Consider the following 14,894-nt stretch of genomic DNA (forward strand, 5'->3'; position numbering starts at 1 on the left):
GAAGGGGTCTGTTCAAAAAGGAACGTGGATTTTTTTATTCCGAAAGTATAAATGTGTATAATGGGAATGGACGTATGATAAAATGGTCGAGGCACTGATTTCTTCCATGTTGTAAGGAGGAAAAAATATGAAAATGACAAGTATCAAAATGAAAAAGAAATTAGAAGAACGTCTTGCGAATGAAGAATGGGAAACGACGTTCAATCGTGATAAAGACACGTTCCGCATCGAGTGGCGTGATAGTGGAAATGGCATTACGATTACCTTGCCTAATGTAATAGCAAAGTACGAATCACGTGGAGAAGCTGCCTTGGACGAGCTTGAAGATCATGTGCAAGAGGCCCTTCGGGTGATGAATGAGGACCATGATCTAGAAGGCAAAGAAAAACAGATCTTCCCTGTCATCCGAGCAGGATCTTTCCCTGTGGAGACGAAAGATGGAAAGAAACTGGTCCACCAAGAACATACAGCGGAAACTCGCATCTATTATGCACTGGACCTCGGTAAGTCCTTTCAGCTTATTGATGAGCAAATGCTTGAGCAAGAAGGCTGGACGAAGGATCGAATCCAGGAAGTAGCAACATTCAATGTGCGCTCCCTTCCAGTAGAGATGAAGAAAGACAACGTTTACGGAAACGATTTTTACTTCTTATCTACACAGGATGGATATGATGCCAGCCGCATCTTGAATGAGGCGCTTCTGGAAGAGCTGAAAGCTGAAATTAAAGGGGAATTAGCCATCAGTATTCCTCACCAGGACGTCATCATTTTTGCAGATGTTCAGAATCCGGAAGGGTATGACATCCTTGCGCAAATGGCGATGAAATTCTTTGCAGAAGGAACAGTCCCGATCACTTCCCTATCTTTCCTATACGAAGATAAACAACTGGAGCCTATCTTCATCTTGGCTCAGAAAAAACCGAAATCAGACCGAAAGGACGATTAAGAAATGGATGTATTCTATAACCAGCAAGGTATTGGAGATGTACTTATCCTTCCGATCAAGGAGGGGGATCGCAACCATATCAAACATGAAACTTATGGTGATGTTGTGAAAATTACGGACCAACGAGACGGTTCATTGCTTGGGTATAATATTTTCAATGCTTCCCAATACTTTGATATTGATCAAAAAGGGAAGATGCGTCTAACAGAAGATATGCTTTCTCCAATCAAAGACCTTTTCACTAAAAACCAATTAAACGATGTACTTGATTTTGACCTCGCCCCTAAATTCGTCGTAGGCTACGTGAAAGAAAAAAGCCCTCACGAGAATGCAGATAAATTGAACGTATGCCAAGTTGACGTCGGTGAGGAATCACTCCAAATTGTCTGTGGTGCACCAAATGTTGATGCAGGGCAAAAGGTTGTTGTTGCGAAAGTCGGTGCGACGATGCCGAGTGGAATGAAAATCAAGGATGCTAAACTACGTGGCGTTCCTTCAAGCGGCATGATCTGCTCTGCGAAAGAATTGGATCTTCCGGATGCTCCACAAGAAAAAGGTATTCTTGTACTGGAAGATTCTTATGAAGTGGGACAACCATTCGAATTTTAATATACAGTTGATAAAGACCTCTTTAACGGAGGTCTTCTTTTTTTGCAATAATTTGTACCAATTGCTCAGGAAATGTTGAAGTAAACGTATCCACTTCTCGCGCACTATGGTTACTTCCTACTGTTTTATAGGGTAAAAGCAATTTTTAAACGGATTGTAAACCAATTCATGTCTTAAATTTGTTAAAATATTAATAACTACAAGAGTGATTTACATATGAAGAGAGAGTGAGAAATAATGTGGAAAGATTTTAAAAAGAAGTGGATGGACTGGTTTCAAGAAGACGAAGCGAACGAAACAGACGAAGCACCTACTCCACGCCAACCAAAGCATGAAAGACATGAAACGAACGCAAAAACAAAAATGACCTATAAATATCCTAAGCAAGGAGAGTTTCGCTTTCCTGTCATTCCTGACCAAGCTCCAAAGCGGAGAAGACAATCTTTAGATTTTCAACCGGAACAAGAAGAACAGCCCCCAAGAAAACGGAGAGAGAAAAGAACAGAAGAGGTTCAGCAAGAACAGCAGGTTTCGCCTGAGCAGCCTGAAGAAAGAGAACTGCCTGAGATTTCATCGATTCCGTTTACCCCGACAGACGTGCCCTCACCTATCTATGGGTACAACCCAAGAGAGGTGAAAACAAGAGTAGAAGAGTTAGAAGAGGTTGTGGAAGAGAAACAGGAAGAAGAGCCAGTTGTAAACAACGATGATCAGGAATGGGAGATGCTGAGAGCAAGACTACGTGATCGGATGAGCGCCCGGCGGGATCCCCTTTCTGTGGAAGAGGAAATTCCTACTCAACAGAAGCCCGCAGAGTTTGAAACGTCAGCAAGTGACGAGGAGGGTGTTGAAGAATCAGTGGAACATGTGAATACATTGAGTGACGATCAAGAGGAAGACACACCATCCAATATTGAGATTTCCGGTACAGACGAAGCTGCACCTCACCTAGAATCAGTAACTTATACGGAGGAAAAACAAGAGGATGTAGACGATAGTATTCCTGTGCTAGAGGAAACAGAAGTTCATTCAGAACCCTTTGTAGAGATGGTAGAGCACGTTCAAGAGACTCCTGTGGAAGCTGAGCCTGAACCTGCATTTCCTATTGACGAGGTTGAAAAAAGAGAATCCGAAGAAGAACTAGAGTCAGACAGAATAGAACCGGTCGTTACACATACTGATGAGTTACTCGAGGAAACAGCAGATGAGGATAGGCTGGTTTCGGAAGAACCGAAAGATACCTTAGCTGAACAAGAGCCGATACAAGAGGAGCCAAAGGAAGAAAAACCTAAAAAGCGTTCGGTTCCTTTCAATGTCATCATGACACCAAGAGATAAACGGACACGCGATCAACATGCGAAGCCGGTGAAGAATGACCACAAGCCGGAACCAACCCCGGCTCCAGCTGAAGAGGAGGAAGGAAGCGAGCCAGAAGAGAAGTACGAACGGATTCCGTACCAAACTCCGATGCACCTTCTGGACGACGCAACTAGGTCGACAGATGAAGATGACACATGGATCGAAGAACAAATGAATCTTCTAGAGACAACTCTACGTCATTTCCATGTGAAGGCTAAAGTCGTAAATGCTATGAAAGGCCCTTCTGTTACACGCTTTGAAGTACAGCCAGAACCAGGGGTGAAAGTCAGTAAAATCACTAACCTCTCGGACGATATCAAACTGAGCATGGCAGCACGGGATATCCGGATCGAAGCTCCTATTCCAGGCAAACAGGCGGTTGGAATCGAAGTGCCGAACCAGCAGTCTCAAATGGTCGGTCTGCAGGAAATATTCGAGTCGGATTCATTCCGAAAGGATACGTCACCGCTATCTGTAGGTCTTGGCCTTGATATCGGAGGAGACCCAATCGTGACTAATTTGAAGAAGATGCCCCACGGACTAATCGCCGGAGCGACTGGTTCAGGTAAGAGTGTATGTATCAACACGATTCTGGTCAGTCTTCTGTACAAGGCTCACTATGACGATGTGAAGTTCTTGTTGATCGACCCGAAAATGGTCGAGCTTGCGCCTTACAATGACTTGCCGCACCTTGTGTCCCCTGTGATCACAGATGTGAAAGCAGCGACGACAGCACTGAAGTGGGCTGTGAAAGAAATGGAAGAGCGGTATGAGAAGTTTGTGGAAGAAGGCGTTCGAGACGTAGAGCGTTATAATGACAAAATGATCAAGCAGGACAGGGAAGATGAGAAGTTGCCTTATCTTGTCATCGTTATCGATGAATTGGCTGACTTGATGATGGTTTCTCCTCAGGATGTGGAGGACGCGATTTGTAGGATTGCTCAAAAAGCCCGGGCATGTGGTATTCACCTATTACTTGCGACCCAGCGTCCTTCCGTGGACGTCATTACGGGATTGATCAAAGCGAATATCCCGACAAGAGTTGCTTTCAGTGTGTCATCTCAAGTCGATTCCAGAACCATTATCGATACGTCAGGTGCAGAGAAGTTGCTTGGTAGAGGCGACATGCTGTTTGTGGAGAATGGGTCTGGTCAAGCTAGAAGAATCCAGGGGGCTTTCGTTTCAGATGATGAAATTGAGCGCATTACCAATCATGTGAAGCGTTTAGCGCCGCCGCAATACTTGTTCCACCAGGAAGAATTGATGAAGCAGATCTCATCTGAAGAAGAAACAGACGAGTTGTTTGAAGAAGCGGTTCGATTTGTTCTCCAACACAACGGAGCGAGTGCTTCATTAATCCAGAGAAGGTTCAAAGTCGGTTATAATCGCGCTGCTCGACTGATTGATCAAATGGAGGATTATGGCATTATCTCGGAACAAAAAGGTAGCAAACCTCGGGATATTCTGATGAATGAACAACAAATTGAAGAATTGATGAATGCCTGATATGATGAATCGTGGTAAATGCTTGTACTAAGAGCAGCAATTTTATATGATTGAACATGAGTAATTTTAATTATGACCGAATGTTTAAGGAGTAAAGTCATGAAGGAAATTTTTCGAAAGTTGAACGGGGAGATCGACCGTTTAACAAACAATACATTTAAATTTGATGAAAGGGTCGCAGATGGTTGGTTCTCTGCGGTCTACTTTTTGAAAACACGTGATATCGTGGAGAACCATCTGCCGGACAATGAAGTGACGATGCAGTTCTTCCAAAAGGACGAAGCCGTATTGTGTGGAACAGACGAGGCTATCGCTCTGATCCATACTTTTGGTGAACATCCGGAAGAGCTAGACATCTATTCTTTGAAGGACGGAGATAAAATCAGTCCTTATGAGACTGTGTTAACCATCACGGGCCCCTATCAATACTTCGGGTTCTTAGAGGGCATCATCGATGGAATTCTAGCACGCCGTACATCTGTTGCAACAAACGTCTATAACGTTGTAAAAGCAGCACGGACATCAGGTCGCCAAAAGCCGATCATCTTCATGGGAGATCGTGACGACCATTTCACTCAGCAATCAGGTGATGGCTATGCTGCCTTTATCGGCGGGTCGACAGCTCAGGCTACGCACGCTATGAACGAATGGTGGGGGAAAGAAGGTATGGGGACTATGCCCCACGCCCTTATCCAGATGTTCCAAGGGGATGTCGTTAAAGCGACGAAAGCTTATCATGAGCAATTCCCGGACGACCAACTAATGGCATTGGTGGACTATAATAACGATGTGATTACGGATTCCTTGAAAGTAGCCAGGGAGTTCGGAGATAAGTTGAAAGGGGTTCGCCTGGACACTTCCCGAAACCTCGTCGATAAGTACTTTCTAAGAAACCAACACCTCATGGGTACTTTCGACCCAAGAGGAGTAAATCCTGAGCTTGTCTTCGCTTTGCGTCGTGCTCTTGATAAAGAAGGGTACCGTCACGTGAAGATTGTTGTCAGTGGTGGATTTACTAAAGAACGGATCCGTTCCTTTGAGGAACAAAAGGTTCCTGTTGATATGTATGGTGTCGGAGGAAGCCTGTTGAAGATCGGAATAGGGTTCACAGGTGATAACGTATTTATCAACGGAGAGCATGAAGCAAAAGAGGGAAGGAAGTTCAACCCCAACCCAAGGCTTGAGTATGTAGAATATCATGAATCGGAATAAATCATACAAAAGGCACACACGAACCAATCGTTGGTGCCTTTTTATGCATGAACACTCTAGGAGCATGAACACTTTCTCTGTTCACTGTTACGTGATAAACTAATAGAGCGTTCTAGCTATTCCTGGTCTCCTTAAAGGATGTTCCTGAGAATAAATCGCAACTTTATGATTTTTACATACACTATACTTAAAGTGACCCACTTTATTTTGGAGGTTCTTGTTTATGACAATTTACCATTTTGTTGGTATTAAAGGAACAGGAATGAGTTCGCTTGCTCAAATTCTGCATGATTCTGGAGAAAGAGTCCAAGGATCTGACGTAGAGAAACGATTTTTCACCCAAGAAGTATTAGAAGAGAAAAATATTGATATTATGCCGTTTGCAAAAGAAAACATTCGTGAAGGTCTGACAATCATTGCAGGTAATGCTTTCAGTGATGATCACGAAGAAATACAAGAAGCCAAACGTTTAGGGCTACCGTTCTATTGGTATCATGAGTTCTTAGGGGAATGGTTGAGCAAATACACGAGCATTGCTGTTACAGGTGCACACGGAAAGACTTCAACTACAGGCTTGCTTGCCCATGTGCTTTCAGAGAATTACCCCACTTCCTACTTAATCGGAGATGGAACTGGCAGAGGGCATGAAGATAGTAAGTATTTCGCCTTTGAGGCTTGTGAATACCGCAGACACTTTTTAGCCTATCATCCTGACTATGCCATCATGACAAATATCGATTTCGATCATCCAGATTACTTCACAAGTATCGATGACGTATTCGATGCGTTTCAAGAGATGGCAAAGCAAGTGAAGAAAGGAATCATCGCCTGTGGGGATGACGAGCATCTTCAGCACATTCAAGCGAATGTTCCGGTTCTTTACTATGGTTTCTCTGAGACGAATGATTTTCAAGCACAGAATGTCCGAGAGACGGATGAAGGGACGACGTTTGATGTATTCGTACGAAACAATTTCTATGAAACGTTTACGATTCCGCAGTATGGTAATCACACCGTTCTGAACGCTCTGAGCGTTATTGCGATCTGCCATTACGAGAATATGCAGCCTGAACAAATTCAGAAGCTTGCCACTTTCCGTGGAGTGAAGCGACGCTTTACAGAGAAGAAGTGGAATGATCAAATATTGGTAGATGATTATGCTCACCACCCGATTGAAATTACGGCAACGATCGATTCTGCAAGAAAGAAATACAAGGATCGTCCGGTCGTAGCTATCTTCCAACCGCACACGTTTACCAGGACCAAGACATTCCTGAACGAATTTGCGGAAAGTTTGAAACAAGCGGATCATGTGTACCTTTGTGACATCTTTGGTTCTGCCAGAGAAAACGAAGGGAAGTTGACGATTCAGAACTTACAGGAGCTGATTCCTGAGTCCGAAATTCTCCAATTGGATGAGACAGACTCTCTTACATCTTATGAAGACGGAGTATTGTTGTTCATGGGAGCAGGGGACATTCAAAAATTCCAAAAAGCATATGAAGAAAACTAATCTATTACGTGTGGGTCCTTTTGAACCCACACGTTTCTTTTTACACATGGATAGTCAAAATGGAACAACATTTGTAATTTGGAGAAGGAAATTGTATCCTTAGTAACGAATATTAACTAAAAGCGTTTAAAATTGCTCTTAATGGGGTAATAACTAAAATGTTAATTACATAGTTGAGAAGGAGTGTGCAGGGGGATGATCATCATTTTGTACATTGCTGCGCTTATTGCAGCAGTGGCTTTTGCCGTTCTTGCTATCTTTTTAGCACGAACACTGACAGCCGTTAGGCGTACGATGAATAATGTCGCCGACACCTTAGAAGGTGTTGAAAAACAAATGGAGGGTATTACCTTAGAGACAACGGCCCTCTTGAATAAAACCAACAAGTTAGCAGAAGATGTTGGCGAGAAGTCTCAAAAGCTGAATACGCTGGTAGACGGTGTGAAGGGCATCGGAGATTCCGTTCAAGAATTCAATCAATCTCTAAGATCCGTGTCCAGAAGCTTTTCGCAGTCAGCTAATGACCATAATGAAACGGCCGCGCAAGCAATGAAGTGGGGCCAGGTCGCAATTAATTTGTGGAAAAAAGCAAAAAAAGATAATTAAATTTTACGAGGAGGAATTAACATGGCACAGCAAAACAATTCGAATGGAAGAGATTTCGTACTAGGTTCTTTAATAGGTGGACTTGTAGGAGCTGTCGTTGCTTTACTATTCGCTCCGAAGTCAGGCCGTGAACTACGCGAGAACATCAACGAGCAATCCAGTGGATGGAGAGAGCGTGCTGGGGAGTGGAAAGACGTAGCTTACGAAAAAAGCGGAGAGTGGAAAGACCGTGCTGTTGAAACTTCTTCACAGCTTTCTAAGAACGTATCCGAAAAGTCTACAGAGTGGTCTGGTAAGATGAAGGACTCTACGAAGAACTTGCAGGACAAAGTGAAGAACATCCGTACAAATGAAGACGATGAGGCAGAGAAAGCAGCTCAGGAGGTTGCAGAAGCAATCGAGGAAGCTGCTCAGGAGCTTGAGAGACAACAAGACTCCACTACTTCATCCAACCTATAATACGACAAAAAAGTGAAGGCAGCTGCCTTCACTTTTTTTAAAAGGGGGAGAAACGTTCATGAGTGTTCCTGTTATTACTTCGAAAGAAGAATTTGAGCGTACTTTGGACGAGAACAAGACTTTCTTTCTGCTGAAGAACAGTTTGACATGTCCTATCAGTGCGATGGCGAGGAATCGTTACAACAGTTTCAGTAAAGAGTCAGAGGTACCATGTTACATGCTTCATGTACAGGAGGCACGTGAGTTGTCCAATCAGATTGCCGAGGACTTCTCTATTCAGCATGAGTCTCCACAAGCTTTATTGTTTAGCAACCGAAAAGTGGTGTGGAATGATAGTCACGGTTCTATTACAAAACGTAACCTTCAAAAAGCACTTCCATAAAGAATGAAAGAAGCATCGATTACTTGCATTGGTAATCGATGCTTCTTTCATTTAGGCTCTTGTTTTTATACCAATACTTAAACGATCGCCAGGATGGATCGGTTCGTAAAAGGAAGCCTCCTCATCATTTCTATAGAGCTGAAATGGTCTTGGAACCGACTCCAAGTCGATGTCTACATAACGGAATACATCCTGGTAAATAAACGGTGCTGTGTTCTGGTCTTCACTTTGTAAGGAATCTCCTGGTTTCACTGAATCCTCCGGTTGCAATACCCTTCCATCACGTTTTACGGTCATCTTTTGCTTTTTCAATTGAACGGGTTGTCCATCGAAGAAAATATCAGCCTTTTCAAAAAGCGTAATTCCGTTGTGATGTAGAATCGCTTCAAGTGTAGACTCTGGAGTAAGAGTGTATCGCAATGTATCCCCGTCCTGAATGGAGCTCATCATCGACGCCTTCTCGCCGTTTCTAGTGAGTCCATGGCCATTTGCATGGAAGGGGAGTCTGGTCTGGTTTAAATAGATTATAGGTTCTTCTGACTGGTCTACCCACTCATCTTCACGTTTTAAGGCACGCATCAAGTCAGCTATCGTGTTTAATGGGTAATGTTCAATACGATCGCTATCTTTGATCACCTGGCTTTGGGATGCCTTAAGATTATTGATATAGACTAGGGGTGAAGTGAATGAATAGTCTTTCCCGTTAAAGTTAAGTTTTATATCGGATAGGTCTCCTATTAAGTCTTCTGTAGTAATGGAAGGAGGCTCCCCATCCAGTCCTTGTTCCACTTCAATGGTGTCACCGTGCAGCACTTGTGTGTCAATTGGCTTGGAATCGCCGTTCACTTTCAGAGTTGGTCCTTTGCCGTACGATCCTTTTAGTGGCACGGCTTTATCGTTCACCTTGATCATATATGCCTGACCTGGCTTTCCATATAGTTGTGTGAAGTCAATCCCAGCTGCTAACAAGGCATCTCCGACGGTGAGTGTTTTCATGTCGAACAGACGAATATAGCGATTGTTGACTTGAATACTAATGTAATGGACAGGGCTTTGTTTGGCTGCAATAGCGATTCCAATCGGTGTCACGAAATCTGGCCCTTGAGGTAATTGCTCTTTTTCTTGCAAGTTTTGAATCGCATCAATACCGCGAATGGCCACTCGGTTGAAAGGAAGTTGCAGCTTCTCTGAGAGTTTCTCTGTCAGAGAAGGTGTTTGACTTCCGCCACCTACCAACATGACAGCTTTAGGTGCTTTTCCGTTTAAGAGAAGAATCTCATCCGCAATGCGCTGTGCCAGCGATTCAATACTTGGTTTGACTTCCTCTACAACCTCATCCAATGTCACCGTCGTTTCGAACCCGAGGATATCGGTCACTTTCGTACTTTGAATCGACGTGAGTTCACGCTTTGCCTTTTCTGCTAAAGGGAAGTCAAGCAAGTAGGCATCGCTGATCGCTTCGGTGATTTCATCTCCCGCTACAGGGACCATTCCGTAGGCTGTGACGGTTCCTTCATCCGTCAATGCAATATCACTCGTACCTGCACCTATGTCGACGAGAGCGACGTTTAATCTCCTCATGGACTGTGGGATCAGGACTTGAATTGCTGCAATCGGTTCCAGTGTTAGTGCATCCATTTCTAAACCAGCTCGCTGGAGAGCAGATAGGAGTGATTCCACAACCACTTTTGGTAGGAAAGTTGCTATGATATCGACTCTCACTTCTTTCCCTTGTTGGTCTACTAAAGATCCTATTGCTTGGTCATCTAAGTAATAGTGCAATACGGAGTAACCGACGCAGTAGTAATCCGTTGTCTTTGCATCATAAGACTCTTGGGCGATTTCGTACTGAGCTTGTTGAACGGCAGTGAGTTCAAGGTGTGAAACGTCTTCATCTGTCATCAGTGGTTGATGGTATACATCCTTTTGGATCGAAGTGCGGCAGGTCCTTAGTGCACGACCTGCTGCGGCTACGCATACTTTATGTAATGGTCCATGATGGTGCTCTAGTTCATTCTTCACTTCTTCGATCACACGAGAAACAGATAACACGTCGTGAATTTGTCCATCCAGCATAGAACGTTCCTCGTGTTCTCGTGTTACAAGGTCAACTACGCGAAACGAGTCATCCGCTTTTTCCATTATGATACCTACAACGGATCTCGTTCCTATATCTAAAGCAAAGATTTTTTCATTCATGACTCCAGTACCTCCGGGGCGGGAAATTTATTCAATTTCTTTTTGTTAAAACGGGTGACAACATTCGAAATATTAGCTATAATTGTCCCTAATTATTTTAAAAGTATCATATTTTGTCTAAACATTAAACAATACGAGGGGGAAGAAAGATGAGTAATCAAAAGCTTGACCAGTTGCGTAGCCAGTTAGATGATGTTAATTTACAGCTTCTGAATTTAATAAATAAACGCGGTGATCTGGTAAAGGGAATCGGTCAAATCAAGGAACAGCAAGGTACAAACCGCTTCGATCCTGTACGCGAACGCGCCATGCTCGATCATATTTCTAACCATAACCAAGGTCCATTCGAAGATTCCACTGTGACACATTTGTTCAAGGAAATCTTCAAAGCAGGGCTTGAGTTACAAGAAGATGACCACCGTAAAGCTCTACTTGTTTCCCGTAAGAAAAAGCCAGAAGATACTATTGTGGATATCAAAGGGGAGAGAGTAGGAGAAGGAGACCCTAGCTTCATCATGGGACCATGTGCTGTAGAAAGCTACGAGCAAGTCTCTACAGTTGCAAGAGCCGTGAAAGAACAAGGTTTGACCTTACTCCGTGGCGGAGCCTTCAAACCACGCACCTCTCCTTACGATTTCCAAGGTCTAGGGCTTGAGGGCTTGAAAATGTTGAAACAGGCTGCCGATGAACAGGGCTTAGCTGTAGTAAGTGAAATCGTCAACCCAGCTGATATTGAAGAAGCGCTTGATTACTTAGATGTCATTCAAATCGGTGCGCGAAACATGCAGAACTTTGAATTGCTTAAAGCAGCTGGTTCCGTCAATAAGCCTGTATTATTAAAACGCGGGATGTCAGCTACTATTTCTGAATTCATTAATGCAGCCGAATACATCATTTCACGCGGGAATGAAAATATCATCTTGTGCGAGCGTGGGATTCGAACATACGAAAAAGCGACACGTAACACACTGGACATTTCTTCTGTCCCTATCTTAAAGCAGGAAACGCACCTGCCAGTCATGGTAGACGTAACGCACTCAACAGGACGCCGTGATCTTCTCCTGCCAGCAGCTAAAGCAGCTCTCGCCATCGGAGCGGACGGTGTCATGGCGGAAGTCCACCCTGACCCAGCGGTTGCTCTTTCCGACTCTGCACAGCAGATGGACATTCCGACATTCCAGTCATTCATGCATGAATTACAAGGCCATAGAGTATAATTCTCTTCAAACCTTCAAGAGTACGAAACATTCAGTATGTTTCGTACTCTTCTTTATTGAAGAAGATTGTTTTCTTCATGGTTCGTTATTCGATATAATAATAAGGGTATGCTATAAATAGAGAAATACCTCGAAGATTGCGGAACAAGCCTATCTATCGTATGATTATTTTATTGAAAATAAGTCGTTAGAGGGAATCGACGAAGGAGGATGTACGATGAATGTAACAATATATGATGTAGCAAGAGAAGCGAATGTATCGATGGCAACAGTTTCTAGGGTAGTGAACGGGAACCCGAATGTGAAACCTGCCACAAGAAAGAAGGTCCACGATGCAATCGAACGACTAGGCTATCGTCCAAATGCGGTGGCTCGAGGTCTAGCTAGTAAAAAGACAACAACAGTCGGTGTAATTATCCCTGATATTTCAAGCATTTTCTTCGCAGAACTTGCTCGAGGAATCGAAGATATTGCAACCATGTACAACTACAACATCATTCTGAGTAACTCTGATCAGAATAAAGATAAAGAAATTCATTTGATCAATGCTATGTTAGGTAAACAGGTAGACGGGCTTGTCTTCATGGGTGGAAAAATAACAGACGACCACATTCGTGAATTCAAGACAGCCTCTGTGCCTATTGCACTTGCTGCAACGGTAGATGAATCAGGGGAAACACCTTCTGTAAACATCAACTATGAACAAGCCGCTTATGATGCAACAGAGCTTCTGCTGTCTCATAATAACGAGAAAGTGGCATTTGTCTCCGGACCGGAAGATACAGTAGTAAACACTCAGAAACTGGAAGGATACAAGCGCGCCATGAAAGATCAAGGGCACAACCCTGATCAGTGGATTGTTACAGGTGATTATTCTTATGACTCTGGTATCGAAGCGTTTGAACAGCTTATGGAGATGGAAGACAAGCCATCTGCTGTGTTCGTATCAGCTGATGAGATGGCGCTTGGCGTTATTCATGGAGCACAAGATAATGGAGTGCGTGTACCGGAAGACCTAGAAGTATTCGGATTCGATAACACACGCCTGGCCACTATGGTCCGTCCGACACTTTCGACAGTCGTTCAACCGATGTATGACATTGGGGCAGTAGCGATGCGCCTGCTTACAAAATTCATGAATAAAGAAGAAGTAGAAGACCAAAGTGTCATTTTACCTCACCGAATTATCGAAAGAAACTCAACTCAGCAGAAATAGTACCGATATAGTGAGTAGACTTTATCTGTACGAAACTGAGGAGAGAGTAATATGACAAAAAGAGATTTATTAACTCCCATAGGGATTACCATTGGATTCATGATGGTCATCTTTGGAATCATGGTGAATACAGGCTTCAGCGGCATTGCATCCTTTATCCAAATGTCGTCGATCGTAATTGTATTAGGGGGACTGATCGCAGCTTTATTTGTAAACTTCAATTGGAGCGAAATCAGACTGACCTTCAAGGTTACGAAAGAAGCATTTAAGAGTAGTGAGATGAGCCTGAGAGAGTTGATCTCTCTTTTTGTTCAACTTTCGGAGCGGGCAAGACGTGAAGGATTGCTTGCATTGGAAGCGGAACTAGAAGAAGTAGAGGATCCGTTTATAAAGAAAGGCATTTTGTTAGCTGTCGACGGTATTGAGCCTGAAGTCATCAATGACATCATGAATGCAGAGATTGCAGCTGTTGAAGAACGCCACCAACGCGGTAGAGCAATTTTTGAAAAGGCGGGGGAATATGCTCCTGCTTGGGGAATGATCGGAACGTTGATCGGTCTTGTGCTTATGCTGCAAAGTTTGACAAGCCCAGAAACACTGGGGCCGAAAATGGCGGTAGCTCTATTGACTACTTTCTATGGTACGCTGCTAGCGAACCTCGTCTTTATACCGATGGCCTCAAAGCTTGAGAATAAGACAGAGAAAGAACTCTTCATGAAGCAAGTCATAATCGAAGGAGTAATCGGTGTCCAATCAGGACAAAACCCTAAGATTCTAGAAGAGAAGTTGAGTGCTTTTCTTTCCGAAGAAGATAAGAAGATCGTGGAAGAGGAGAAGCAGGAGGACGCTTTAGGAGAAACGGCCAATGAAGCTTAGACGTAGCAAGAAGAAGGAAAAGAATGTTCCGAAATGGATGACTACGTATGCTGATATGGTTACTTTGATTCTAGTATTCTTCGTTCTTCTATTCTCGATGTCACAAATCAACTTGGTGAAGTTTGAAACGATTGCAGAATCTTTCAGGAATCGGATGATTTTCGACTTCTATCCTTCTCCAGTAGAAGATGATTATCCTACTCAGTCCACCAAAATACAGGAGGATGGGGAGGAGAATAATGAATTCGAAGAACCAGCCGAGACTCCCGATAACGTTGCAGAGGATCAAGCAAGGCAACAGGCGATGGAGGATTTGGAAGAACTGAAACAAGAGGTTGACCAATACTTAGAAAACAATCAACTGAACGATATCATTTCTGCTAATCAGACGGAGCGGGGCGTTGTCTTAGTTCTAGAAGAGCAATTGCTTTTTGATACGAGTGAAGCGGAGGTACTAGACGGTGCTAAGCCGTTCTTAAATAAGGTAGGTACCTTGCTCATGAACATCCCGAACTTTGTAAAGGTCGAGGGGCATACAGATAACCGCCAAATCTCAACGTACCGCTATCCTTCGAACTGGGAGCTATCAGGTGCACGTGCAAGTAGTGTGATCCGCTACTTAACCAATAACACAGACGGCCTGAACCCTGCTCGGTTCACAGCTGTAGCTTACGGGGAAACAAGACCGGTGGCACCGAACGATTCTCCGGAGAACTGGGGTAAGAACCGTCGGGTAGAAATTGTCATTCTAAAACCAGAATATAATTAAAAAGAGGATGCTTAACCGCATCCTC

13 protein-coding genes are annotated in these 14,894 nt (G+C 43.6%); 12 read left to right on the forward strand and 1 reads right to left on the reverse strand.

From position 1 onward, the window contains the following. The first annotated feature begins 127 nt into the window (after window positions 1-127). The 8 genes from E4663_RS03170 to ytxJ all read left to right on the forward strand — a co-directional run bounded on the left by E4663_RS03170 (window position 128) and on the right by ytxJ (window position 8,592). Entirely contained in the window at window positions 128-946 is an 819-nt protein-coding gene (locus E4663_RS03170; RefSeq protein ID WP_079479387.1) for a DUF1444 domain-containing protein, read from the forward strand. A 3-nt stretch (window positions 947-949) separates the two neighbouring features. Beyond that, the gene (ytpR, locus tag E4663_RS03175; RefSeq protein ID WP_135326666.1) at window positions 950-1,555 is read left to right on the forward strand and encodes a YtpR family tRNA-binding protein; all 606 of its coding nucleotides are present in this window, start codon (window positions 950-952) and stop codon (window positions 1,553-1,555) included. A 237-nt stretch (window positions 1,556-1,792) separates the two neighbouring features. Next, window positions 1,793-4,420 carry a DNA translocase FtsK gene (locus E4663_RS03180; RefSeq protein ID WP_135326667.1) on the forward strand — a complete coding sequence of 876 codons (2,628 nt, stop codon included), beginning with the start codon at window positions 1,793-1,795 and terminating at the stop codon, window positions 4,418-4,420. Window positions 4,421-4,519: 99 nt separating this feature from the next. After that, window positions 4,520-5,632: a nicotinate phosphoribosyltransferase gene (locus tag E4663_RS03185; protein ID WP_079479390.1), complete on the forward strand. Its 1,113-nt coding sequence runs from the start codon at window positions 4,520-4,522 to the stop codon at window positions 5,630-5,632. Between the two features lie 223 nt (window positions 5,633-5,855). Beyond that, the gene (murC, locus tag E4663_RS03190; protein WP_135326668.1) at window positions 5,856-7,145 is read left to right on the forward strand and encodes a UDP-N-acetylmuramate--L-alanine ligase; all 1,290 of its coding nucleotides are present in this window, start codon (window positions 5,856-5,858) and stop codon (window positions 7,143-7,145) included. A 195-nt stretch (window positions 7,146-7,340) separates the two neighbouring features. Beyond that, window positions 7,341-7,751 carry a DUF948 domain-containing protein gene (locus tag E4663_RS03195; protein ID WP_079479392.1) on the forward strand — a complete coding sequence of 137 codons (411 nt, stop codon included), beginning with the start codon at window positions 7,341-7,343 and terminating at the stop codon, window positions 7,749-7,751. Window positions 7,752-7,772: 21 nt separating this feature from the next. Beyond that, the gene (locus tag E4663_RS03200; RefSeq protein ID WP_168927325.1) at window positions 7,773-8,210 is read left to right on the forward strand and encodes a YtxH domain-containing protein; all 438 of its coding nucleotides are present in this window, start codon (window positions 7,773-7,775) and stop codon (window positions 8,208-8,210) included. A gap of 58 nt (window positions 8,211-8,268) precedes the next feature. Next, window positions 8,269-8,592, forward strand: a complete 324-nt coding sequence (gene ytxJ, locus E4663_RS03205) for a bacillithiol system redox-active protein YtxJ (protein WP_079479394.1) — start codon at window positions 8,269-8,271, stop codon at window positions 8,590-8,592. A gap of 51 nt (window positions 8,593-8,643) precedes the next feature. Here the strand turns inward: ytxJ and E4663_RS03210 are convergent, their stop codons facing one another. Then, complete coding sequence (locus tag E4663_RS03210; RefSeq protein WP_135326670.1) at window positions 8,644-10,791, reverse strand: cell division protein FtsA; 2,148 nt, start codon at window positions 10,789-10,791, stop codon at window positions 8,644-8,646. A gap of 149 nt (window positions 10,792-10,940) precedes the next feature. Between E4663_RS03210 and E4663_RS03215 the strand changes: the two genes are divergently transcribed. From E4663_RS03215 to motS, 4 genes are all read left to right on the forward strand, one after another. Beyond that, window positions 10,941-12,008, forward strand: a complete 1,068-nt coding sequence (locus tag E4663_RS03215) for a bifunctional 3-deoxy-7-phosphoheptulonate synthase/chorismate mutase (protein WP_135326671.1) — start codon at window positions 10,941-10,943, stop codon at window positions 12,006-12,008. Window positions 12,009-12,225: 217 nt separating this feature from the next. Next, window positions 12,226-13,224: a catabolite control protein A gene (gene ccpA, locus E4663_RS03220; protein ID WP_079479396.1), complete on the forward strand. Its 999-nt coding sequence runs from the start codon at window positions 12,226-12,228 to the stop codon at window positions 13,222-13,224. A 51-nt stretch (window positions 13,225-13,275) separates the two neighbouring features. Further along, entirely contained in the window at window positions 13,276-14,100 is an 825-nt protein-coding gene (gene motP, locus E4663_RS03225; protein ID WP_079479397.1) for a flagellar motor protein MotP, read from the forward strand. Further along, a complete protein-coding gene (gene motS / locus E4663_RS03230; protein ID WP_079479398.1) occupies window positions 14,090-14,869 on the forward strand; it encodes a flagellar motor protein MotS in 780 nt (259 codons plus the stop codon). The genes motP and motS overlap by 11 nt, the downstream gene beginning before the upstream one ends. Window positions 14,870-14,894: the final 25 nt, after the last annotated feature.

Origin of the sequence: Halobacillus salinus, assembly GCF_004684905.1 — a bacterium.
In the GTDB taxonomy this organism is placed as follows: domain Bacteria; phylum Bacillota; class Bacilli; order Bacillales; family Halobacillaceae; genus Halobacillus; species Halobacillus salinus.

Bases quoted from the DNA above. Each gene is read 5' to 3' on its own strand.
- E4663_RS03215 (WP_135326671.1), top strand. From the start codon at position 10,941: ATGAGTAATCAAAAGCTTGACCAGTTGCGTAGCCAGTTAGATGATGTT.
- E4663_RS03185 (WP_079479390.1), top strand. From the start codon at position 4,520: ATGAAGGAAATTTTTCGAAAGTTGAACGGGGAGATCGACCGTTTAACA.
- murC (WP_135326668.1), top strand. From the start codon at position 5,856: ATGACAATTTACCATTTTGTTGGTATTAAAGGAACAGGAATGAGTTCG.
- E4663_RS03170 (WP_079479387.1), top strand. From the start codon at position 128: ATGAAAATGACAAGTATCAAAATGAAAAAGAAATTAGAAGAACGTCTT.
- E4663_RS03200 (WP_168927325.1), top strand. From the start codon at position 7,773: ATGGCACAGCAAAACAATTCGAATGGAAGAGATTTCGTACTAGGTTCT.
- E4663_RS03180 (WP_135326667.1), top strand. From the start codon at position 1,793: ATGTGGAAAGATTTTAAAAAGAAGTGGATGGACTGGTTTCAAGAAGAC.
- ccpA (WP_079479396.1), top strand. From the start codon at position 12,226: ATGAATGTAACAATATATGATGTAGCAAGAGAAGCGAATGTATCGATG.
- ytxJ (WP_079479394.1), top strand. From the start codon at position 8,269: ATGAGTGTTCCTGTTATTACTTCGAAAGAAGAATTTGAGCGTACTTTG.
- motP (WP_079479397.1), top strand. From the start codon at position 13,276: ATGACAAAAAGAGATTTATTAACTCCCATAGGGATTACCATTGGATTC.
- ytpR (WP_135326666.1), top strand. From the start codon at position 950: ATGGATGTATTCTATAACCAGCAAGGTATTGGAGATGTACTTATCCTT.
- E4663_RS03210 (WP_135326670.1), bottom strand. From the start codon at position 10,791: ATGAATGAAAAAATCTTTGCTTTAGATATAGGAACGAGATCCGTTGTA.
- E4663_RS03195 (WP_079479392.1), top strand. From the start codon at position 7,341: ATGATCATCATTTTGTACATTGCTGCGCTTATTGCAGCAGTGGCTTTT.
- motS (WP_079479398.1), top strand. From the start codon at position 14,090: ATGAAGCTTAGACGTAGCAAGAAGAAGGAAAAGAATGTTCCGAAATGG.